The sequence below is a fragment of the Mesorhizobium sp. ES1-3 genome (assembly GCF_020164795.1).
In the GTDB taxonomy this organism is placed as follows: Bacteria; Pseudomonadota; Alphaproteobacteria; order Rhizobiales; family Rhizobiaceae; genus Mesorhizobium.
In genome coordinates, this window is sequence record NZ_JAIUGW010000003.1 from 1 (window position 1) to 22,779 (window position 22,779).

The window sequence follows — 22,779 nt, forward strand, 5'->3', positions numbered from 1 at the left end:
CCGGTCCTCCCGGCGGACAAGAAAACTGTCACCCATGCTATCGGTCCATTCTGTTACCTATCTATCCGGTTCGGACAGCCGGACATTTCTCCCCGTATAGTGACGGGGAGAAAGGGCAGTTGCAACGCTGCCGTCAGTCCTTCTTCGCAACCGCGACGCGCAGCGCCAAATCGCGAAGCTGCTGCGGGCTCGCTTCCGACGGCGCGTTCATCAACAGGTCGTAGGCCTGCTGGTTCATCGGGAACATGGTGATCTCGCGCAGGTTCTTGGCGCCGACCAGAAGCATGACGACGCGGTCGACACCGGCGGCCATGCCGCCATGCGGGGGCGCGCCATACTGGAAGGCGCGGTAGAGGCCGCCAAAGCGTTCCTCGACCGTGGCGCGGTCCAGCCCGACCGTCTCGAACGCCTTGACCATGGTTTCGGGCAAATGGTTGCGGATACCGCCGCTGGCGATCTCGAAACCGTTGCAGACCATGTCGTACTGGAACGCCTTGATGCCGAGCAGATCGTCGCCGTTCAGCGCGTCGATGCCACCCTGCGGCATCGAGAACGGGTTGTGGGCGAAGTCGATCTTCTTCTCCTCCTCGTTCCATTCGAAGAACGGGAAGTCGACGATCCAGCACAGTTCGAAGCGTTCTCGGTCGACAAGATTGAGTTCCTCGCCGGCACGGGTGCGCGCAGCGCCCGCGAAAGAAACGAATTTCTTCGGGTCGCCGGCAACGAAGAAGGCAGCGTCGCCGTCGGCAAGGCCGAGTTGCAGGCGGATCGCTTCGGTGCGTTCCTCGCCGATATTCTTGGCGAGCGGGCCGGCGCCTTCGAGCCTGTCGCCCTCCTTGCGCCAGAAAATGTAGCCCAGCCCCGGCTGGCCCTCGCCTTGCGCCCACGAATTCATGCGATCGCAGAAGGCGCGGCTGCCGCCGGTCTTGGCCGGAATGCCCCAAACCTCTGCCTTCGGATCGTTGGCCAGGATGTTGGCGAACACCTTGAAACCGGAATCGCGAAAATGATCGGAGACGGCCTGCATCTCGATCGGATTGCGCAGGTCGGGCTTGTCGGAGCCGTATTTGCGCATGGCGACATCAAAGGGGATGCGCTGGAATTTCTGTGTCACGGGCTTGCCGTTGGCGAAGGTCTCGAAGACTCCCCGCATCACCGGTTCCATGGTCGACAGCACGTCGTCCTGCTCGACGAAGCTCATTTCGAGGTCGAGCTGGTAGAATTCGCCGGGCAGACGGTCGGCGCGCGGATCTTCGTCGCGGAAACAGGGTGCGATCTGGAAATAGCGGTCGAAGCCCGACACCATGATCAGCTGCTTGTACTGCTGCGGCGCCTGCGGCAACGCGTAGAACGTGCCGGGATGGATGCGCGACGGCACCAGAAAGTCGCGCGCGCCTTCCGGAGACGACGCGGTGAGGATCGGCGTCGAGAATTCGGTGAAGCCGACCTCGCCCATGCGCTTGCGCATCTCGGCGATGATTTTCGTGCGCGCCACGATGTTCTTGTGCAGCGTCTCGCGGCGCAGGTCGAGGAATCGGTACTTCAGCCTGATGTCCTCGGGATAGTCCGGTTCGCCGAACACCGGCAGCGGCAATTCCTTGGCGGCGGACAGCACCTCGATCTCGCGGGCGAAAATCTCGATCTCGCCGGTCGGGAGGTTGGCGTTGGTGGTCTCGGGCAAGCGCGCCTTGACTTCACCGTCGACGCGGATCACCCATTCGCCACGCAAGGTTTCGGCGACCTTGAAGGCAGGCGAATCGGGATCGGCGACGATCTGGGTCAGGCCATAGTGATCACGCAGGTCGATGAAGAGCAGGCCGCCATGGTCGCGCACGCGATGCACCCAGCCCGACAGACGAACGGAATTGCCGACGTCGCTCTTTCGCAACTGGGCACAGGTGTGGCTGCGGTAACGATGCATGGTCATGGATAAAATCCGGGATTGTGGGTTGCGGGCCAAAGCATCGCAGCCCGGCCCAAAATTTGCGCGAAAAGCGCATGAGAGGCATGGTTTGTCAAGGCAAGTGGGCGTCACAGGCTCAACGCCGCCGGCAATTGCCTCTGGCATTCGCCAAGGCGATGGTTCAAGAAAGAGATCACCGATACGTGATCGTCTTCCTTCATGTCTTCCATCCGTCCGCTGATCCCGCTTCTCATGGCCGCCGGCATCCTGCTCGGCGGCAATGGGCTGCAAAGCACTCTGATCGCGTTGCGCGGCGCCCAGGAAGGGTTTTCGGCTTCCGACATCGGCCTCATGGGCACCTTCTATTTCGCCGGCTTCCTGCTCGGCTGCCTGGCCATCACGCGCATCATGAAGGCGGTCGGGCATATCAGGGCGTTTTCGGCGCTGGCGGCTATCGCCTCGGTCGGCACGTTGCTGCTGGTGCTGGTTCTCGATCCGGTGATGTGGTGCGCGGTGCGCTTTGCCGGCGGCTTCTGTTTTGCCGGGCTGTTCACCATCGTCGAAAGCTGGCTGAATTCTGGCGTCACCAACAGGGACCGCGCTCGCGTGCTGGCAATCTACCGGATGGTCGATACCGGATCGGTGACATCGGCCCAGTTCCTGATTCCCGTCTTCGGCGCCGGCGGCTTTACCATCTTCGCCATCATGTCGATCATGATCACGCTGTCGCTGGTTCCGGTCTCGCTCGGCGACCGCTCCAACCCGACGCCGCCCGAGGAGGTCAAGCTCGATCTGGCGCGCGTCTGGCGGATTTCGCCGCTTGGCTGCTTCGGCTGCATCGCCGTCGGCGTCACCAACAGTGCCTTTCGCACCTTGTCGCCGGTCTATGCCGAGCAGATCGGCATGTCGGTCGCCGATGTGGTCACTTTCGTCAGCGTCGGCATCTTCGGCGGCGCCATCATCCAGTATCCGCTCGGTTACCTCTCCGACCGCTGGGATCGGCGACGGGTGCTGTTGATGACGACCTGCTGCGCGATGCTTTCGGCATTGGCGCTGGTGTTCATCGCCGGCAGCAATCCGCTGCTCAACTTCATCATCATCTTCATCTTCGGCTGTTTCGCCATGCCGCTCTATTCGCTGTCGGCGGCACATTCCAATGATCGCGCGGATGCCGGCGAGTTCGTGCTGATCAATGCGGCCCTGATGCTGCTCTATTCCTTCGGCGCCATTGGCGGCCCTTTCGCGGCTTCGACTGCGATGCAGTATTTCGGGCCAAGCGCGCTGTTCGTCTTCAGCGCCGTGGTCTACGCGGTCTTCATCGCCGTCATCCTCTACCGCATGCAGGCCCGGTCCGGCGTGCCGGCGGGCAGGCGCAGCCGCTTCACCGCCCTGTTGCGCACCTCGACCGTTTTCGCGCGGCTGGCGAGGAGAAATAGTGATCCAGACAGTCCGGAAGGGCCTTGACGGCGGCACCACAGCTTGACGAAAGCCTTCCCGGCTGAAATCTAGGAAGACCCTACTCCTGCCAAAAGCGATTTGATGCACGTCATCACCACCCAGAAAGAACTCGAGACCGTTCTCGCCGCTTTCGAAAAGTCGGATTTCGTCACCGTCGACACCGAATTCATCCGCGAAACGACCTTCTGGCCAATCCTGTGCCTGATCCAGATGGCCGCGCCCGGCGTGACGGCGCTGATCGATCCGCTGTCACCTGAAATCGATCTGGCTCCCTTCTTCAGGCTGATGGCCAACGAGGCGGTGGTCAAAGTCTTCCACGCCGCCCGGCAAGACATCGAAATCATCGTCCATCTCGGCGATCTCGTTCCGCACCCGGTGTTCGACACACAGGTGGCGGCGATGGTCTGCGGCTTCGGCGACAGCGTTTCCTACGATCAGCTCGTGCAGCGCATCACCGGGGCGCGGCTCGACAAGTCCTCGCGCTTCACCGACTGGCGCCATCGGCCGCTGTCCGACAAGCAGCTCGATTACGCGCTGGCCGACGTTACCCATCTGATCGAGGTCTATCAGCACCTCAACGCCGAGCTGGCGCGGGAAAACCGTGCCCACTGGCTGAATGAGGAGATGGATGTCCTGACCTCGCGCGAGACCTACGATCCGCACCCCGAGGATGCCTGGAAGCGGCTGAAGATGCGACTTCGCAAACCGCAGGAGCTGGCGATCGTGCAGGGCGTGGCGGCATGGCGCGAACGCGAGGCGCGCGAGCGCGACGTACCGCGCGGCCGCGTGCTCAAGGACGACGCGATCTACGAGATCGCGCAACAAGGGCCGCGCGATGCGGCGGCCCTTGCCAAGCTGCGCACGACGCCAAAAGGCTGGGAACGCTCCTCGACCGCGACGGCACTGCTCGGCGCGGTCAATACCGCGCTCGCCCTGCCCAAGGAGCAGATGCCGAAACTGCCGAAAAGCTTCCAGCCGCCCGAGGGCTCGAACGCGGCCGCGGAACTCTTGAAAGTGTTGCTCAGGATCGTCGCCGAGAGACAGGGTGTCGCCTCGAAGGTGCTCGCCTCCAGCGACGACATCGACCGCATCGCGGCCGAGGGCGAGGATGCCGATGTGCCGGCGCTGCAAGGCTGGCGGCGCGCCGTCTTCGGCGAACAGGCGCTGAAGCTTGTGCGCGGCGAGATCGGCATCAAGTTCGACAAGCGAAAAATAGCGGTGTTCGACCTGTAAGCACCGGCCTTTTCCGTCTCGGCTTGTGGAGAAGGTATTTGGCGCAGCTCAGACGATTGCGAGCAAGTGCAGGGCCAACCAGATCCAGCCCAGGGCCAGCACCACCGCGCCCAGAACGAAGGAGCGGTTGCGCAGCAGCAGGTCGTTGCTGGTCAGGTGAAACCAGGCGTGAAAATAGCGCGACGCGACAAAAATCCACATCAGTGCGAGCGTGATGTAATTGACGCCGTTGGTCATGTGCAGTGACAGGCACAGCACGTAGAAAAGCACTGGCAGTTCGAACTGGTTGATCAAACTGTTCGCGACGGTGACAGTGGAGGCCGGCTCGGTCGAACGAACCTTGTACTGGCCGACCTTGGCTTCACCCGACTTGACGGCAAAATAGCGGCCCCGGCCCATGACGACATAGATGATGTAGACCAGCAGCACTTGCGCTAGCACCGGCCAGAAGATCGCGGTCTGGTTCATGAAAACGCCCCTGTCCTGTCCGGCCTCAATTCCGACGTCTTTGGCCCGCCAGCCAGAAAGCGGCAATGACGATGACCGGGACGGCGAGAAACGCGAATTTGGTGACGATCAACGCCGAGGCGAAAGACAGCGAGTCCGGGTTGGCGTAGAGGAAATCGGACAGAAGCCGCGCCACGGCGATATTTTGGGCGTAGTCGGCGAGTGTGTACGGCAGCACCAGGACCAGCGCGAAGATCGCCTGCACCTGCGCCGGCAGCACCCGGAAATTCTTCAGACGCCGGCCGGTTGCCAGGATCAGGCTGACCAGTGTCAGCGACAACAGCGCCGGAAACAAAAGGTCGAAGGTCAGGTAATGCCAGACCAGGATGATCTCGCCACCGCGCCGGCCAAGCGCCGTCAGCCAGGCCATGCCTTCGTCGGGCGTGAATCCGAAATAGCGCATGTCGAGCGAGGCCAAGCCGCCGCTCAACTGGCGGAAATAGAAGAACTCCATCACCGTCATGGCGATGAAGACCGCCGCCGAGAGGAAGCAGAGCGCCGCGACATGGCGCGACAGGCGCAGCACCATGGCGGTCAAGTTGCACCAATGCCCGGAAGAATCAGGCTCCGCCCGGATAGTTGGGGCTTTCGCGGGTAATCGTGACGTCATGGGCGTGGCTTTCACGAAGTCCGGCGTTGGATATGCGCACAAAAGTGGCGCGGTCGCGGAAATCGGCAAGGTCGCGGCCACCAACATAACCCATAGCTGCTTTCAGCCCGCCCGCAAGCTGGTGCAGCACGCCAGACACAGGTCCTTTGTAGGGGACCTGCCCTTCAATGCCTTCCGGCACCAGTTTGAGCGTGTCGCGCACCTCGGCCTGGAAGTAGCGATCGGCGGAGCCCCGCGCCATCGCGCCGACCGAGCCCATGCCGCGATAGGCCTTGAAGGAGCGGCCCTGGTGCAGATAGACCTCGCCCGGGCTTTCGTCGGTGCCGGCCAGCAGCGAGCCGATCATGGCGGCACTGGCGCCCGCGGCGAGTGCCTTGGCGAGATCGCCGGAATATTTGATGCCGCCGTCGGCGATCACCGAGGCGCCTGATTTATGCGCCGTTTCGACCGCCGACATGATGGCCGAAAGCTGGGGAACGCCGACCCCGGCCACGATGCGGGTGGTGCAGATGGAGCCCGGACCGATGCCGACCTTGACGGCGTCGGCGCCGGCGTCGATCAGCGCCCGTGTGCCGTCCGCGGTGGCGACGTTGCCGGCCAGGATGCGCACGGAATTGGAGAGCTTCTTCGCCCGCGTCACCGCGTCCAGGACCCGCTGCGAGTGGCCATGCGCGGTGTCGATCACCAAAAGGTCGATACCGGCCTCGATAAGACGCTCGGCGCGCTCGAAGCCGTCATCGCCGACGCTGGTGGCGGCCGCGGCGCGCAGGCGGCCCTGCGCATCCTTGGTGGCGTGCGGGTTGAGCTGCGACTTCTCGATGTCCTTGACGGTGATCAGCCCGACGCAATTGCCCGTTTTGTCGACCACCACCAGCTTCTCGATGCGGTGCTGGTGCAGAAGCCGCTTGGCCTCGTCCTGGTCGACATTCTCCTTGACCGTGATCAGGTTCTCACGGGTCATCAATTCGTAGACCTTTTGCGCCGGATCGGAAGCGAAGCGCACATCGCGATTGGTCAGGATGCCGACCAGCCGGCCGGTCTTGTGGCCGCCGGCGCCGCCATTCTCGACCACCGGAATGCCCGAGATCGAGTAGGTGCGCATCAGCGACAAGGCATCGGCGAGCGTGGCGTCGGGACCGATGGTGACCGGGTTGACCACCATGCCGGATTCGAATTTCTTGACCTGCCGCACCTGCTCGGCCTGTTCGGCGGGCGAGAAATTGCGATGGATGACGCCGATGCCGCCGGCCTGCGCCATGGCGATGGCGAGCCGTGCCTCCGTGACCGTGTCCATCGCCGCCGACAGGATCGGCACGTTGAGGTCGATGTCGCCGGCGATACGGGTGCGGATGTCGGTCTGGCCGGGCATCACCTCGGAATGACCGGGCTGCAAAAGCACGTCGTCAAAGGTCAGCGCCAGTGCGCCGGTCGAGGTTTCGATGATTTTTGCCATGGCCAGCCCTTTGAATGCAGAAAAAGCGCTGGACCGGAATGGACAGCGCCGACTCGTTATTCCCTTTCAGGATTGGCGGTGGCTGGTAACACGTCCAGCGGCCGATGAAAAGCCGATCGTTGAGTGGTCGTTAAGGATCGGCTCAGTGTCGATAGGGTCGCGGAACCGATCCGACTTGCTGTTTCTACGCAGTTCCAGACGCAAAACCGTTTCACACTTTTCCTGGAGCCTAGTCCGCGCCCAGAAGAGCATCGAGCAATTCATGACGCGGCGATGCGAAAGGATTGACAACGGTCACGCCGCCCCAGGTGAAGCCATGTTGCAGATCTTCCGACAGGAGCAGCCGGCAACCCGATTGCGAGGCAGCTGATAGGATGACTGCATCCCAGATACTGAAATGATGGTCCGCGACAAGATCGACCGCCATCATCATGACCTCGGGCGACGTTGCTGTGACCGGAAAGGCGTCGCGCCAGCCCAGAAGTGCATCCCGAGCTTCCTGCGAAGATCGTCCAGCCTTGCGAACAAGCACATTGAAGAGTTCGCCAAGCACCTGAACCGGAATGACAACCGCCTCTTGCGGAACGTTGCGCAGCAATCCCAGAACAGCGTCACGCTTGTCGGCGTTGTTCACCCCTTCAGCATAAGCAAGGATGTTGGTGTCGAGGGCGACCTTCACCGCTCGTAAAGCTCGTCGCGCGTCCATTGCCCGGCATCGACGACAGGCTGCCGTTCAAGCCGCGACAGCAATGTGTTGCGCGAACGCGAGGCCACCTGACCGCGATTGTCCGCAGGCACGATCCGCGCAACCGGCCGTCCATGACTGGTCACGACAAAGCTCTGCCCTTCCCGCACACCACGAAGAATGAGCGAAAATTTTCGATTGGCGTCGGCGGCTGAAACGGATTCGTCCATGATCCATCCAAGTAGTTATTTTAACTACAATAGCGATAGCTTGGCTCCTTGGCAAGCAGTCTCTGATCACTGCCCAGGCACTCCGCGGCGTCGAAATCGCACAAAAGTGACAGCAAATTAATGCGACATCGGCCCCAGGGCATGATAACCGCCCATTGTATCGGCATGCCCCCAGCCGGCAGGCAAATTCGACCAATTCGGACGCGTTCGTTGAACCGCACCATTCCGCTTATCCTGGCGGTCGCTCTTTTCATGGAAAACATGGATTCGACCGTCATCGCGACATCGCTGCCGGCGATCGCCATCGACATCCATACCAGCCCGATTGCGCTCAAACTGGCGCTGACGGCCTATCTGGTGTCGCTGGCGATCTTCATTCCGATCAGCGGCTGGATGGCTGACCGCTTCGGCGCCAAGAACATCTTTCGCGCCGCGATCGCGGTGTTCATCGCCGGTTCGGTCGCCTGCGCGCTGTCCGGTTCGCTGCCGGCCTTCGTGATTGCGCGTTTCCTGCAAGGCATTGGCGGCGCCATGATGACCCCGGTCGGGCGCCTGGTGCTGGTGCGCGCCACGCCCAAGAGCGAACTGGTCGCCGCCATGTCGTGGCTGACCGTCCCCGCACTGGTCGGCCCGCTGGTCGGTCCGCCAATCGGTGGCTTCATCACCACCTATTTCACCTGGCACTGGATCTTCCTGATCAATGTGCCGATCGGCCTGATCGGCATCTGGCTGGCCACCCGCTTCCTGCCGGAAACCGAATCGATGGAGACGCCGCCGCTCGATTTCGTCGGCTTCGTGCTGAGCGGGGTGGCGGCATCCGGTATCGTCTTCGGCCTGTCGGTGGTCAGCCTGCCTTATCTGCCGCCGGCGACCGGCTTCATCACCGTGGCCGTGGGGCTGCTGTCGGGAGCGCTCTACCTGATGCATGCGCGCCGCGCCAGAAATCCGCTGCTGGCGCTCGACCTGTTCCGCAACCAGATTTTCCGCTCCTCCGTGCTCGGCGGCGGACTGTTCCGGATCGGCATCGGCGCCGTGCCGTTCCTGTTGCCGCTGATGCTCCAGATCGGCTTCGGGCTGACTCCGTTCCAGTCGGGCATGATCACCTTCGTCTCGGCGATCGGCGCCATCGGCATGAAATTCGTCACCGCGCTGATCTTCCGCGTCGTCGGCTTCCGCCGTGTGTTGATCGCCGGCTCGCTGGTCGCTGCCGCATCGATCGCCGTCAACGGCCTCTTCACCCCCGAAACGCCTTACGCGCTGATGCTGGCCATATTGCTGGTCGGCGGCTTCATCCGCTCGATGTTCTTCACCGGTGTCAACGCACTCTCCTATGCCGAGGTTTCGGCCGAGGACACTAGCAAGGCAACGCCGATCGCCGCCGTCTTCCAGCAGTTGTCGATCGCACTCGGCGTGGCGGTTGCCGGCGGCATCCTGGAAGTGTCGACCGGCATCCATGGCGGACCATTGACGCTCGCTGACTTCCACACCGCCTTTTTCATCGTCGCCGCGATTTCGGCCGCCGCGTCGCTGTCGTTCATGCGGCTGGCACCCGACGCCGGCAACGCAGTCTCCGGCCATGGGCTGCTGACGACGCCCAAGACATTGCAACCGGTTAGATCGCCGGGAGAGTGAGGCAGCCTTCCCTTCTCCCACAACAAGGGGAGAAGGGAAGGCGCTATTCCCGACCGGCCTCTCGCCCCTTGAAGTCTTTCGCCAAGAGATAAAGCTCGACCGATTCATCGCGCGAGGCCGGCGGCTTGACGTGGTGGACGGAGCGGAAATTCTTCTTGAGCATGGAGAGCAGCTCGTTCTCGGCGCCACCCTGAAAAGTCTTGGCCAGGAAATGGCCGCCGGGCTTCAGGACCGACAGCGCGAAATCGGCCGCCACCTCGCACAGATGCATGGTGCGGATATGGTCGGTCCGTTTGTGGCCGGTGGTCGGCGCGGCCATGTCGGACAGCACGACATCCGGATCCCCGCCCAGCGCTTCGGAGAGCTTTTGCGGCGCCTGCGGATCGAGAAAGTCCAGCAGCAGCACCGGCGCACCGGGCACGGCATCCATTTCCAGATAATCGATGCCGACGACATGCGGATGTTCGGCCGTCGATTTCGTGCGCGCGGCCGCGACCTGGCACCAGCCGCCAGGGGCGGCACCGAGGTCGATCACCTTCATGCCAGGCTTCAAGAGGTGGTGCTTGTCGTCGATCTCGATCAGCTTGTAGGCCGCGCGCGAGCGATAGCCGTCGGCCTTGGAGCGCTGGACATAGGGATCGTTGATGTGGCGCTGCAGCCAGCGGCGCGACGATTCCTTCAGGCCGCTTTTCTTCTTGATCCGCGTCTTCAGCACGCGAAGGCTGGCGGACCCTGGTTTTTCCGGTTTCTTGGTCATTGCCTGATTTCTTGTTTGAGCATGATCATGCCCTGGTACGTCCATCGTTGCGCCAGACGCCATCATCGGCCATCAGTTCGCTCAATATGCCCTCGCGCAGGCCCCGGTCGGCGACGCGCAGCCGCTCCGAAGGCCAGACGGCGCGGATCGCTTCGAGGATAGCACAGCCGGCCAGCACGAGATCGGCGCGGTCGGCGCCGATGCAGGGGTTGGCGCAGCGCTGCTGGAAATCCCAGCCGACCAGCCTCTCCACCATGCGGTCGACGCTGTCGCGGTCCATCCACAGGCCGTCGACCCGTCGGCGGTCATAGCGTTCGAGGTCGAGATGGACGCCGGCCAGCGTCGTCACCGTTCCCGAAGTGCCCAGCAGATGGAAATTCGGGCTCGTCTTGAGATGGCTCAGCCGATCGCGACCATCGAAAGCGGCCAGCCTGCCGGCGACATCGTCGACCATGGCGGTGAAGATCTCGCGCGTCACGGTGCGGCCGCCAAAGCGTTCCGCCAATGACACGACGCCGACCGGCAGCGACGTCCACGACACGATGTGGTTGGCAAGGCGCGGCGAACGGCGGCCGGTGAGATCGATCAGCGCGATCTCGGAGGAGCCGCCGCCGATGTCGAACAGGACGACGCCTTGCGTGTCGCGCTCGACCAGCGAGCCGCAGCCGGAAACCGCAAGGCGGGCTTCTGTCCGGCGGTCGATGATCTCGAGCTTGAGGCCGGCTTCGCGTTCGACACGATCGAGGAACTCGACACCGTTTTCGGCGGTGCGGCAGGCTTCCGTGGCGATCAGCCTTGCCTTCCTGATCTTGCGGCCGCGCAATTTGTCACCGCAGACCTTCAGCGCCTCGACCGCGCGGTCCATCGCCGGCTGGCCGAGCCGGCCATTGGCGGTCAGCCCCTCGCCCAGCCTGACGATGCGCGAGAAGGCATCGATGACGCGGAACTGGCCGTGACGCGTGGGAACGGCGACCAGCAGCCGGCAATTGTTGGTGCCGAGGTCCAGCGCCGCGAAGACGGGAAGCTCGTGTACCGGCGGCCGGCGGTTGCCTTGTTCGGGGCGTGGCACTGGAACGACGGGCGAGATCGCCGCAGCGGCAACGGGCTTCAGTTCCACCGCCGCGATGGTGGCCTTGCCTTGTGCCGGCGATCGATTGTCCCCGGGGCGCGCATCGTCGCGCGCAAAAACCTTGCGCCCACGCCTTCGCTTGCGCCGTTTCTTGGGCTTGCCCTTCTGGTTGTGGGTCGCGTCGCCCGCCTGCCCATTCACGGAGCGAGGCTCCGTCGGGCGGCGTTGCTGCCAACCGGCTGTCCCCGGGCCTGATGACCCCGGGGAAGCGCTGGACGCGCCCACCTCCGGCGCGCCTGCGCCGGTGTCGCGGTCTTCCACTGTCGTTCCTTCCGGCGCCGCGCGAACCGGTGACGGACGCAGCAGGCGCTTTGGCATGTTTCAAGTTGCCGCCAGACTAACAGTGCCGTGGCCGATCACCAAGAGCCGCATGCTGAATTTTGCCGGCTGGGGGCGCGAACCGCCTTTTTCGCTGCACCGCCGTAATGTACCCGCAAGGCTGGATTGATACCGCGACGCCAGGTGAGACCGCACCCGTCGAAACCGATGTCCTCGCCGCTTGTCAGCGTTTTGCGCCCCCGTCCAGCGCAGGCAGGTCTTGCCGGCATCATGCGCGACAAGTGTTCGCGGTTGAATAGCCGGCTTCAATGAGGCATTTCTGAATTGAATGGGGAATGCGGGGCGATCGGCCTCTCGACAGAAAAGGAAGCGGATACGCAACGCATGGCAGTCGGGCAATGAACTGGAAACGCTATTTCTGGCCGGTCGTCGGCATCGGCGCGGTGATCTTCTCGCTGCTGCTGCTCTGGCATGAATTGCGCGGCATCTCACTCGACGACGTATGGGAGGGGCTGGCGGCCATTCCGGCTCGCGGCTGGATGCTGGCGGGCTTGAGTTCGGTCGTCGCCTATGCCGCGCTTGCCGGCTACGACCACATCGCGTTGCTGCATATCGGCAGACGAGTGTCGTGGCTGTTCGTGACGCTCTGCTCCTTCACCACCTACGCGCTGTCGCACAACATCGGCGGCTCGGTGTTTTCCGGCGCCGTCATCCGCTACCGCGCTTACGGCACGAGAGGGCTGACCGGCCAGGAAGTCGGCGTGCTGGTGGCGGTCTGCTGGATAACCTTCGTGCTGTCGACGATACTCGCCTCCGGTCTTGTGCTGGTGTTCGAGCCGCAGATTATCGACCGCTTCTCCGGCATCGCCCATCACGGCTTGTCGGAGGCCGCAGGCATCGCAATGCTGGTCCTCATCGCTGCCTACATATTCGGCAGTTGGCTGCATCTGCGCCCGCTGAAGATCGCCAGCTTCCAATTGCACTATCCAGCGCTGCCGATCGTCGCCCGGCAATTGCTGATCGGCCCGATCGAACTGCTCGCCGCCGCGGCGATCATCTTCTTCGCCCTGCCCGAGTTGCACAATCCCGGCTATTTCGTCGTACTCGGCGTCTTCCTCGTCTCCTTCTCGATCGCCCAGATCTCGCACGCGCCGGGTGGCCTGGGCGTATTCGAAGTGGTGTTCCTGGCCGGGCTTTCCGACATGGACCCGGTCGGCGTGCTGGCCGCCCTGCTGGTGTTCCGGCTGTTTTATCTCATCATCCCGCTGTTTCTGGGCCTGGGCATCGTGCTGTTCTTCGAACGCTCGCAGTTCAGCCGCAGGGAGAGCTGAGGCCCGGAGCTCGCACGCCACTGGAAAAGGTGGCGTTCGGAACCAGTGATAAAAGCTGTCAATTGAGCCGCAGAGCAGGCTTGACTATTTTCCGCTGGCGGCTACAAGGCAGCGCTCAAGCGGCTTAGCCGTTCGGCCCGCGCGGTCCATGATCGCGCCTGCTGGGGAATAGGTTAACGGTAGACCCACGGACTCTGACTCCGTTAGTCCTGGTTCGAATCCAGGTTCCCCAGCCAACATCCTTCCAAGGCTTTTGCTGCTTTGGGGTTTCCAGCCTCTGGGGATTTTCCCGTCCGCGCACCCATCCTGACCGGGGTCCAAAATTAGACGCAGAGGTGGTGTCCGAACGCCGCTTCGCTCCAACGGCAGGCTCGGCGGTGGCGCGACGATTGTGAAGTTCTGCTTCACAGCGCATTGACGTTATCGCCAATAGTCGTTCGCTGCGAGCGGGAGTACTTCTAGCGTGCAAATTCTGGACTCGTACCGCAATTCGGGAGCCTGTGGCACCGTCGAGACTCCATGTGCGGACGCTCAGGAGACATACAATGCCGGACGCAACATTTTCCCGACGCGATATCCTCTGGGCGGCAGGCGCCCTGAGTGTCAGTGCTGCTTTCGCCGAACCACTCGCCGCCGCTCAACTCGCCGTAGCCGGCCCAGAGCCGACGTCGTGGGTGGACCCGACGATGCCCGAGATTACCCATCGCATGATCGAGACGAACGGCATCCGCTTGCACGTGGCCGAGCAGGGTGAAGGTCCCCTCATCATACTTTGTCACGGCTTTCCCGAATGCTGGTATTCCTGGCGGCACCAGCTTGGCGCGCTGGCGAAGGCTGGCTTCCGTGCGGTAGCACCCGACTTGCGCGGCTATGGGCGGAGCGACCGCCCGGAGGACGTGGAGAAATATACGATTCTCCATAACATCGGCGACCTGGTGGGCCTCGTCGACGCTCTGGACGCCAGACAAGCCGTGATCGCCGGCCACGACATCGGTGCTGCGATAGCATGGCAAACAGCGCTTCTGCGTCCCGATCGCTTCCGGGCTGTTGTCGCGCTCAGCCCGCCGTTCCGCTCGCGAGCGTTCGGCGACTCAGGGCCGCCGACGACGCTGATGCCGCGCACCAAGGACGCCGTGTTTTATCAACTCTATTTCCAGACCCCGGAGGCTGAGGCGGCGCTCGGAGGCGACCTGCGTCGCACGTTCCGATCCATGTTCTACTCCCTCTCGGGCGACAGCCCGCCGCCGGCAGGCGCCGGAGGATTTGCCGCAGGAATGGTGCCCCGGAACGGAGATTTCCTGACCAATCCGGTGTCTTTGCCTTCCTGGGTCAGTGAGGCCGACATCGATATCTATGTCGAGGAATTCACGCGCAGCGGATTTCGCGGCCCTCTGAACTGGTGGCGCAACATCGATCACAGTTGGGAACTCATGGCCGCGTTCAGCCAGGCGGTGGTGACTGTCCCGGCGCTCTACATTGCGGGCGAACACGACATGATCGTGGAGCTATTTCAACCGATTATCGCCAAACAGTCGGCAATGGTTCCCAAGCTCCGGCCGGCAGTCATGCTGCCGGGCTGCGGTCATTGGACCCAGCAAGAACGTGCGCCGCAGGTGAGCACCGCAATGATCGACTTCCTTCGGACCCTTTAGCCCGAGCAAGGCGGCTCGGCCACCGAACGCGACGTTCGAGGCGCGGCGGATTGACGAACGAAACTAGTTTGTAGGAGCTCACATGTCGTCGCAAACCGTGTTCCTAACCCATCTCGTCCTGGGGTACGTCCCGTGGCTGCTTTTCCTTGGCGCGTACATCTGGCCAAGGCTCAACGCGATGGATCACTTCGATGCGCAACGAGCTATCGCGGCCGTGCACAGCTTCCGCGTCATCGGGCTTGCCTTTCTCCTTCCCGGCGTCGTCGGCAGCAGCCTGCCTGCCGGCTTCGCCACGTTCGCCGCCTATGGCAACTTGGCGACCGGGGTGCTGGCCATGCTGGCGCTGCTCGCGATCAGGATACGTCCGCTGTTCTGGCTGCTCGTGCTCGCCTTCAATCTTGTAGGGGTGGTGGACATTGCCCTCGATTCCTACCACGCGGTCCAAGTCAATCTTCCTGCAGTTGCAGGCGAACTCGGCGGCATGTACGCGTTCCTGATCATCTACATGCCGTTGCAGATGATCTCACATCTCACTGCATTCTATCTGCTCGCGCGTTCCCAGATGGACGCAGTTTCGTCCGGCGTCGGCGATGCGGCCGGATCCTAGCACTCTCCGCTGTCACATGCGGCATCAACTTCATTGCAAGTCAAAGGCCTCGAAACGTATTCGCCCGCGCTTCATCGCCATGTCGCTCAATAATTTGTCACGTCCCACGGCGGACTGGGGCTTGCTCAGCTGAAAACGGTCCTTCAACAACCGAACGATGCTCCTCGTGATCGCTCGCCAACCGAAAGCCACCGTAGAAGCTCATACCCGCGCGGGACTGGAAGGAGCATGGTGTCGAGACTGATGAAAGCAATCGCACTCGCAATCCTTCTGATTGCGACGACAGCCGCTGGCCTCGCGGCCGCATATCCGATGGCAGCCGCCATAGCGTGCCCGAGTTGCCTGGGGTTCAAAAAAGACTCGGGTCAGGTCTATGTCGAGGATGGGATCACTCCTCAGCAGCAAGCAGCAGCGCTCCAGACAATTGGCATGGCTCGCGAACGGCTTCGCCGGTTCTATGGGGCGATAGAAAGTAATCCCGAGGTCTTCATCTGCGGGGACGACAATTGTTACCGGAAAATCGGCGGAGGCAAATCGCGCGGCATGGCCGTCCTCAATCTCGCGCTATTCCTCTCGCCCAAAGGCGCGACCGTCACCATCGCATCACACGAGATGTCGCACATCGAACTTCATATCCGGATCGGGCTGATCAAGACTTTCCGTCGTGATGTGCCGCAATGGTTTGATGAGGGCGTCGCGGTCGTCGTTTCGGATGACGACCGCTACCTGAAGCCAATATCATCGCCCGATCGTTGCCTGGTTGAACCGGATGGCGCGCTGCCGACGACGAGGAGCGCCTGGATTGAAAGCGCGGCATCGGCGGGCCTGTACGCGAAAGCTGCCTGCCGGGTGAGCCGGTGGATTGCAGATCACGGCGGCCCCCGCGCCGTAACCCGGCTGTTACAGAAAATCGCTGCGGGCGAATCCTTTGAGATGGCGTATTGAGCGCAAGAAAGTGCGCACTGGCCTGTATGAACGCTGCCGGGCATGAATGCGAATGCTCATGTGACAGACGCTGCCATAGAAAAAGTCTTGAAGTGGTTGCCTGACCATTGCGGAGTTCGTTTCGACCGGGCTCAATTCGAGGCCCTGTCTGCCTCGAACAGGCTCGTCAATTCGTTAAGTTCCGGGGCGTTTAAGGTCCCTTGTCGGTGAAGTGATCCCATCGTGAACTCTGATTCGGCTGAATTAGTCTTGATTCGAATCCAGGTTCCCCAGCCAGATTCCATAGCACCAGTCACTCCGACCCTCGGTATTATTTGATGGCCGCGGGCGCGTTCCACTGGCTAAGCTCTGTGAGAATTTCCTGCATAAGGTCGCCTGATGGTCACTGACACCGAGTTCATCCGCGAAAGCATCAGCCAAGGCTGCGTGATTCTTGCCGATGGCGAGTTCTTCATCGACAGGTTGGTGAAGTATATCGGCAACGGGAGGGTCCGATGGCACGTCGAATTTCGTGGACATCGAATCGACCTGACGACCGGCCAGCTCAAGAACCAGCCTACGTTCCGAAGGAAGATGCTCGAACAGGCCGGCGTGCTGCCGCCGCAGCGTACCAGGGCCGGTTACAGGCGATGGGCCATCGATCTGAGGAAGAACGCCATCGAGCTTCCTTGGCGGGATAGACCGGTCGATGCCGATTTCACCGTCGATAGGCTTGTCAGCCATGGGGGCGACCGGTGGATGGTTGAATACCAAGGCAAGGCAATCAAATTCACGACGACCAAACTGCGCAGGCAAACCAGTTTCCGCAAGAGGATGCTGCTCAAGGCTAAGGTGCTGCCGCCCCAACTGGACCCGGTTGCCTTTCGGAAGTGGGTGGACTGGCTGATTCAAAACGCCACTGAGGCCGCGCCGCAGGCCAGCAAAGCCTTGATGACCGAGAAAAGTTGGCTTGACGACCTGCCGGAGCTAGCCGGCTGGCAAAAAGAAGCGCCGTCCGAAAGCGACTAACAGGGCGTCGGCCGCCCTCCCCGGGCAGTTAATTTCCATTCATGGAATGCTGAAGGGCACCGAGTCCGCGACCGTTCCGTCGATGGCCAAATCAACACGATAGGTGCCCGCCGGCCATCCCGCCGTGGGTTTGGTGAGTTGTGAATCGGCCTGATTGTTCGCTCCGACGTCGAGGTCGACCTTGTCGATAGTATAGTTTTCCGGTGCCGCACCGTGGGAATCGACCGAAACCCAGGAGAATGTGATTTTCGATGTGGGCGCGATATCCACCAGGTCGGCCGACACATAAATCACCGGTGTGTCGGCAGGGAAATTGCTCTGAGACGTTTCCCCGTCCTTCGTCGCGGAAAGGACGATGTTATCGAAGCCGGCCGCCTGGGCGGGCAAGCTGAGGGCCGCCAAGGCGGCAATGGCAACTAGAACTGATTTCAAGGCTTACTCCTCGGACTGGTTAGTGGCCCCACAAATCAGGGGCGAAGCGGCGCTATGGAGCGAATGTCCTCAGCCCAGCCATTTGTCGTAGTCGGCCACCAGCAGGTGCAATGGCGGCGTATCTTCCTCGATATCCGCGAAACGGCCGATCGGCTCGCGGAAGACATTGTCGGTGCGATCGTCATTGACGGTCGACACCTCGCCGATCAGGACATCCTTGCCCTCGGCCCAGAAGGCGTGCCAGACGCCGGGCAAAAGCGTGACGCTCTGGCCGGGATCGAGCTTCAGCAGCCCGCCAGCCGGCAGCCGATGGATGGTTCCGTCGACGGGCACCGACACCTCGGCCTTGGGGTCGATACCGCCGTCGCGGTCATGCATGAACAGTTCAAGCACCAGCTTGCCGCCGCCGCGGTTGATGATGTCCTCGGCCTTGATGTTGTGACGGTGCATCGGCGACATCTGGTCCTTGCGCGAAATCATGATCTTTTCGGCATAGAGCATGCCCATGCCCTTCTTCATGTCCTCGTAGCGGCCGTTGCGAACGGTGAACAGGAACAGGCCGAGATCGTCGAACTTGCCCTGGCCGTAGTCGGTGATGTCCCAGCCGAGCCGCGAGGTGAAGATGGCAGAGGAATCGACCTGGCGCGCCTTCATCTCTTCCGGCGACCAGTAGGCGAAGGGTGGCATGATGTAGCCGAACGAGCGGATGAAAGCGTCGGCTTCGCGGATGATGTCGTTGATGGCGGAGCGTTTCATGATGATGACCCTTCGTGTCGACTTTTCCGACAAATCGCATAGCTGAACGCCGGAGCGGTGTCGATCCATCCTGCCCGTTCAGCCTTGCGCGTTCCCGCCCATGGCCCAGCGATCCGGCCCTGTGGCCGCGTGACATCGCACGCTTTCGGGCTCATAACCCGCGCGAACTGCACGGGATATAGCCAATGCCGACCATCCATGACCTCGATACGCCGTCGATCCTCATCGATGCCGCACGCGCCGAGGCCAACATCGCCCGCGCGCAGGCCCATGCCGACAAGAACGGGCTGAAGCTCAGGCCGCACATCAAGACGCACAAGCTGCCTTACTGGGCGAAGAAGCAGATGGCGGCGGGTGCGGTGGGCATCACTTGCCAGAAGATCGGCGAGGCCGAGGTGATGGCCGACGCCGGGCTGACGGATATCTTTCTCCCCTACAACATTCTTGGCCGCGCCAAGCTCGAACGGCTGAAGGCCCTGCATGGCCGGGTGACGCTGTCGGTGACGGCCGACAGCGCGCAGACGCTGGAAGGGCTCGCCGCCACCTTCACCGATGCCGGGCACCCGCTATCGGTATTGGTCGAATGCGACACCGGCATGGGACGCTGCGGCGTGCAGACGGCCGATGAAGCGGTTGCGCTGGCGAGAGTGATCGACAAGGCAGGCGGGCTTACGTTTGGCGGGCTGATGACCTATCCGGCCGCCGGCCGGGCAGTGGAGGCCGAGGCCTGGCTTGCCGACGCCAAACAGGCGCTGGCCGCTTCAGGGCTCGCCTGCGAGCGCATCTCCAGCGGCGGCACGCCTGACATGTGGCGTTCCACCGATGCCTCCATCGTCACCGAATACCGGCCTGGCACCTATATCTATCTCGACCGCTACCAGGTCGCCAAAGGCGTCGGCGGTCTCGACGATTGCGCGCTTACGGTTCTGGCAACGGTGGTCAGCCATCCGACAGCGACGCGCGCCATTCTCGATGCCGGCAGCAAGGCGCTGTCCAGCGATACGCTGGGGCTAAAGGATTTTGGCGAGCTGATGGGCGTGCCGGGAGCGCTGGTGACGGGCCTGAGCGAGGAGCACGGCACGGTCACGCTTTCCGGCGATGGCAAGGTAAGCATCGGCGAGCGCGTGCGTGTCGTGCCTGACCATTGCTGCGTCGTTACCAACCTGTTCAACGAGGTCAATCTGATCGATGGTGAGACGGTGCTGGAAACGCTGCCGGTGGCAGCGCGCGGACTGATGGGGTGAATTTTTAGACCGGCCTCTCGGCCTGCCGTGCCGCCACCCTGCGCATGGCAATAACTCGCCGGCGCCGGATTTCGGTGCGCATCGCCATCAGATGCAGCGTAAAGAACAGCACGGTAAAGCCGACGGCCATAACCAGCAGCGGCCAGAGCAGGCTGGGATCGATGGTCGGGCCGCCGAGCCTGAACACGGAAGCCGGTTGGTGCAGTGTGTTCCACCAGTCGACCGAGAATTTGATGATCGGAATGTTGATGAAGCCGACCAGCGTGATGATGGCGGCGGCCCAGGCGGCGCGGCTGGCATCGTCCAGCGCACGGGTCAGCGCGATGATGCCGAGATACATCAGGAACAGCACGAAGACCGAGGTCAGCCTTGCATCCCAGACCCACCAGGTGCCCCACATCGGCTTGCCCCAGATCGAACCGGTGATCAGCGCCAGAGCGGTGAAGACCGCACCGATGGGGGCGGCTGATTTGAGCGCGACATCGGCCAGCGGATGGCGCCAGACCAGCGTACCGAGGGCAGAGAGCGCCATCAGCGTGTAGCACATCATGGCGAGCCAGGCGAAAGGCACATGGATGTACATGATGCGCACCGTGATACCTTGCTGGAAATCCTCGGGCGCGGTGAAGCTCATATAGAGGCCGACCGCGAGGACGAGCGCGGCGAGCACCGCCAGCCACGGCACAAGCCTGTCGGCCAGCCCGACGAACCGCGTCGGATTGGCGAGATCGGTCCAGCCGCTCAGGCGTGAGGTGGTGTCACTCATGCGACTTTACATAGACCGCCGACGCGTTTGGGGCAATCGAGCGGCGGTGTCGCAGGCGTAGAGGCGTCTTCCTTCCCCCTGTGGGCCCCCTGTGGGAGAAGGAAAAAACTGCTCAGGCTGCCTCGCCCTGCACCGAGCGGCTGAGGCGGCGGACCTCCTCGTCGTTGAGCAGGCCGCCGGCGCGCAGCAGGCTGGCGAAACGGCCGTTGCGCAGCGACAGCTCGGCGAAGCCACCCATCTCGACCACCTTGCCCTTGTCCATGAACACGACCAGATCGGCGTCGCGGACGGTGGTCAGGCGATGGGCGATGATGAAGGTGGTGCGGTCGCGGCGCAATTCGTCGATCGCTTCCTTGACGCGATCCTCGGTCTCGACGTCGAGCGCGCTGGTCGCCTCGTCGAGCACCAGGATCGGAGCATCCTTCAGCACGGCACGGGCAATGGCGATGCGCTGGCGCTCGCCTCCCGACAACTGGCCGCCACGTTCGCCGACCACCGTGTCGTAGCCATTGCTCTTGGCCAGGATGAAATCCTGCGCCGCGGCCGCGGCGGCGGCGGCATGGATCTCGTCGTTGGTCGCGTCGGCACGGCCGACGCGGATGTTGTCCTCGATCGAGCGGTTGAGAAGCCCGGCATCCTGGAACACGGTGGCGATCGAATGGCGCAGCGACTTGCGGGTCACGGTGCGGGTGTCGATGCCGTCGATCAGGATACGGCCGCTGGACGGCGAAAAGACGCGCTGCAGCAAATTGATGAGCGTGGTCTTGCCCGCACCCGTCGGCCCGACGATGGCGACGGTCTGGCCAGCCTGGACCTCGAAGGATACATCGCTGACACCCTGCCCCGAATTGGGGAACTCGAAGCTGACATCCTCGAAACGGACATGACCGGTGACGTTGGCAAGGTCGCGCAGGCCGTCCGGCTCGGCGGTGTCGGCGGCCGAGTCCTCAAGGCGGTAGAAGTCCTCGAGCTTGGCGCGCGCCTCGGAAATCTGAGTGGTGAAGGCCGACATCTGGTCGAGACGGGCGATCAGCATTCCGGCAAAGCCGGTGAAGGCGACGACGTCGCCGACGCGGAGCTGGCCACGGGTGACAAGATAAGCGCCGATCGACAGCACGATCATCATCGAGATGGTCGAGGACAGGCGGTTCAGCGCATTGGCGATCGCCCACCAGTCGAGCACAGGATTCTGCGCGTCGAGCAGGCCCTTGACGTAGCGCTTCAACGCCGCGGTTTCATGGCCGATGCGGTTGTAGCTCTGCAGCACGGCGACATTGCTGACGCTATCGGTCACATGGGCAAACACGGTATGGTAGTGACGCTCGACGGCGGTCTGCCCGGACTTGGTGCGGCGCATGACGACACGGCCGATGCCAACGTAAAGCACGCCGAGGCCAAGCAACACGACGGACATGCGAACGTCCATCGCAAGCGCGGTCGGCACCAGCAGCACCAGCGCAATGGCAGTCGAAAGATGCACGCGCATGAATTCGAGCCACAAGCTGAAAAGGGTTTCAACGGCGCGCAGCAGCGTGTGCAGCGAATTGGAAGTGCCGCGCTGGTGATGCCAGGCGAGCGGCATGGTGATTACGCGCTCGAAGGACTGGCACAACACTTCCGAACGACGGGCATGGGCGAAGCGGTCGGCGCCACGCGCCACCAGCACGAAGGCTATGACATTGAAGACACCGAGGGCCGCCCAGACGGCGAGTGTCGAAAACACCGGCCCTTTTTCGGAAATGGCGCCGATCACCCGGCCTAAAAGGATCGGCTCGAGGATGGCTATGGCTGCGAGCGCGACGTTGGCCGCACAGATCAGCGCGACGCGCTTCTTGTCGGCAGCCAGATACCCCAGCGCTCTCCAATAGATCTGCAGAAGTGACACTTCAGCTACTCCGCCAACATTCTATTGTGCCCAATACCAATATTGTGCACTGCACCATTTCCTGACACGTAACGGTTGATGCGTCGCAAAACAATGCCCGTCTATCGCTTCCGTTCCCATTTAGCGAACAAAAGATAACGACGATACGAAATCTGACGTGATCACCTAACGGTTTGAGATAAAAGGTGAAATGTCAGCCTTGCGGCAAAATCATGGCAGCCGTCGAGCAGTGCCACATTTTTAATCACCGCGAGCTTGCACAGTTGGTTTCGGGCAT

21 protein-coding genes and 1 tRNA gene are annotated in these 22,779 nt (G+C 62.4%); 10 read left to right on the forward strand and 12 right to left on the reverse strand.

Features of this window, described 5'->3' with window-relative positions:
- Positions 1-133: 133 nt before the first annotated feature.
- Complete coding sequence (gene aspS, locus LB536_RS05240; protein ID WP_224590621.1) at positions 134-1,921, reverse strand: aspartate--tRNA ligase; 1,788 nt, start codon at positions 1,919-1,921, stop codon at positions 134-136.
- A 201-nt stretch (positions 1,922-2,122) separates the two neighbouring features.
- Between aspS and LB536_RS05245 the strand changes: the two genes are divergently transcribed.
- A complete protein-coding gene (locus tag LB536_RS05245) occupies positions 2,123-3,367 on the forward strand; it encodes an MFS transporter (RefSeq protein ID WP_224590367.1) in 1,245 nt (414 codons plus the stop codon).
- Between the two features lie 75 nt (positions 3,368-3,442).
- Positions 3,443-4,594 carry a ribonuclease D gene (gene rnd, locus LB536_RS05250; RefSeq protein WP_140755453.1) on the forward strand — a complete coding sequence of 384 codons (1,152 nt, stop codon included), beginning with the start codon at positions 3,443-3,445 and terminating at the stop codon, positions 4,592-4,594.
- Positions 4,595-4,642: 48 nt separating this feature from the next.
- Here rnd and LB536_RS05255 read toward each other — a convergent pair whose 3' ends face one another.
- From LB536_RS05255 to LB536_RS05275, 5 genes are all read right to left on the reverse strand, one after another.
- Positions 4,643-5,062: an MAPEG family protein gene (locus LB536_RS05255; protein WP_224590368.1), complete on the reverse strand. Its 420-nt coding sequence runs from the start codon at positions 5,060-5,062 to the stop codon at positions 4,643-4,645.
- Positions 5,063-5,087: 25 nt separating this feature from the next.
- The gene (locus tag LB536_RS05260) at positions 5,088-5,630 is read right to left on the reverse strand and encodes a hypothetical protein (protein WP_181178299.1); all 543 of its coding nucleotides are present in this window, start codon (positions 5,628-5,630) and stop codon (positions 5,088-5,090) included.
- Between the two features lie 31 nt (positions 5,631-5,661).
- Positions 5,662-7,164, reverse strand: a complete 1,503-nt coding sequence (gene guaB, locus LB536_RS05265) for an IMP dehydrogenase (protein ID WP_224590369.1) — start codon at positions 7,162-7,164, stop codon at positions 5,662-5,664.
- Positions 7,165-7,393: 229 nt separating this feature from the next.
- The gene (locus LB536_RS05270) at positions 7,394-7,843 is read right to left on the reverse strand and encodes a PIN domain-containing protein (protein ID WP_224590370.1); all 450 of its coding nucleotides are present in this window, start codon (positions 7,841-7,843) and stop codon (positions 7,394-7,396) included.
- Entirely contained in the window at positions 7,840-8,079 is a 240-nt protein-coding gene (locus tag LB536_RS05275) for a type II toxin-antitoxin system Phd/YefM family antitoxin (protein WP_140755463.1), read from the reverse strand. The genes LB536_RS05270 and LB536_RS05275 overlap by 4 nt, the downstream gene beginning before the upstream one ends.
- A gap of 210 nt (positions 8,080-8,289) precedes the next feature.
- On the opposite strand from LB536_RS05275, the gene LB536_RS05280 reads away from it, so the two are divergent.
- Positions 8,290-9,711 (forward strand): MFS transporter, encoded by a 1,422-nt coding sequence (locus LB536_RS05280; protein ID WP_224590371.1) that lies wholly within the window; start codon positions 8,290-8,292, stop codon positions 9,709-9,711.
- A gap of 43 nt (positions 9,712-9,754) precedes the next feature.
- Here the strand turns inward: LB536_RS05280 and LB536_RS05285 are convergent, their stop codons facing one another.
- Both LB536_RS05285 and LB536_RS05290 read right to left on the reverse strand, forming a co-directional pair.
- Positions 9,755-10,468, reverse strand: a complete 714-nt coding sequence (locus LB536_RS05285) for an RlmE family RNA methyltransferase (RefSeq protein ID WP_224590372.1) — start codon at positions 10,466-10,468, stop codon at positions 9,755-9,757.
- A gap of 25 nt (positions 10,469-10,493) precedes the next feature.
- Positions 10,494-11,858, reverse strand: coding sequence for a Ppx/GppA phosphatase family protein (locus LB536_RS05290; RefSeq protein WP_224590622.1), 1,365 nt, complete (start codon positions 11,856-11,858; stop codon positions 10,494-10,496).
- 416 nt (positions 11,859-12,274) lie between these two features.
- Here LB536_RS05290 and LB536_RS05295 point away from each other — a divergent pair, with 416 nt between their 5' ends.
- The 6 genes from LB536_RS05295 (at position 12,275) to LB536_RS05320 (ending at position 17,419) form a co-directional block, all read left to right on the forward strand.
- Positions 12,275-13,207: a lysylphosphatidylglycerol synthase domain-containing protein gene (locus LB536_RS05295; protein ID WP_224590373.1), complete on the forward strand. Its 933-nt coding sequence runs from the start codon at positions 12,275-12,277 to the stop codon at positions 13,205-13,207.
- 162 nt (positions 13,208-13,369) lie between these two features.
- Positions 13,370-13,443, forward strand: a tRNA-Gln gene (locus LB536_RS05300).
- A 309-nt stretch (positions 13,444-13,752) separates the two neighbouring features.
- The gene (locus LB536_RS05305; protein ID WP_224590374.1) at positions 13,753-14,859 is read left to right on the forward strand and encodes an alpha/beta fold hydrolase; all 1,107 of its coding nucleotides are present in this window, start codon (positions 13,753-13,755) and stop codon (positions 14,857-14,859) included.
- 82 nt (positions 14,860-14,941) lie between these two features.
- On the forward strand, positions 14,942-15,466 hold the full coding sequence (locus LB536_RS05310; RefSeq protein WP_224590375.1) for a hypothetical protein: 525 nt from the start codon (positions 14,942-14,944) through the stop codon (positions 15,464-15,466).
- A gap of 228 nt (positions 15,467-15,694) precedes the next feature.
- Positions 15,695-16,411, forward strand: coding sequence for a hypothetical protein (locus tag LB536_RS05315; protein ID WP_224590376.1), 717 nt, complete (start codon positions 15,695-15,697; stop codon positions 16,409-16,411).
- A gap of 378 nt (positions 16,412-16,789) precedes the next feature.
- The gene (locus tag LB536_RS05320) at positions 16,790-17,419 is read left to right on the forward strand and encodes a hypothetical protein (protein ID WP_224590377.1); all 630 of its coding nucleotides are present in this window, start codon (positions 16,790-16,792) and stop codon (positions 17,417-17,419) included.
- A 39-nt stretch (positions 17,420-17,458) separates the two neighbouring features.
- Here the strand turns inward: LB536_RS05320 and LB536_RS05325 are convergent, their stop codons facing one another.
- A complete protein-coding gene (locus LB536_RS05325; protein WP_224590378.1) occupies positions 17,459-17,851 on the reverse strand; it encodes a hypothetical protein in 393 nt (130 codons plus the stop codon).
- Positions 17,852-17,920: 69 nt separating this feature from the next.
- Complete coding sequence (locus LB536_RS05330; RefSeq protein WP_140809077.1) at positions 17,921-18,607, reverse strand: D-lyxose/D-mannose family sugar isomerase; 687 nt, start codon at positions 18,605-18,607, stop codon at positions 17,921-17,923.
- A gap of 185 nt (positions 18,608-18,792) precedes the next feature.
- Between LB536_RS05330 and LB536_RS05335 the strand changes: the two genes are divergently transcribed.
- Entirely contained in the window at positions 18,793-19,851 is a 1,059-nt protein-coding gene (locus LB536_RS05335; protein WP_224590379.1) for a D-TA family PLP-dependent enzyme, read from the forward strand.
- A gap of 4 nt (positions 19,852-19,855) precedes the next feature.
- Here LB536_RS05335 and LB536_RS05340 read toward each other — a convergent pair whose 3' ends face one another.
- Complete coding sequence (locus LB536_RS05340; protein WP_224590380.1) at positions 19,856-20,617, reverse strand: heme ABC transporter permease; 762 nt, start codon at positions 20,615-20,617, stop codon at positions 19,856-19,858.
- Between the two features lie 112 nt (positions 20,618-20,729).
- Positions 20,730-22,502: a glucan ABC transporter ATP-binding protein/ permease gene (locus LB536_RS05345; protein WP_224590381.1), complete on the reverse strand. Its 1,773-nt coding sequence runs from the start codon at positions 22,500-22,502 to the stop codon at positions 20,730-20,732.
- Between the last annotated feature and the right edge of the window lie 277 nt (positions 22,503-22,779).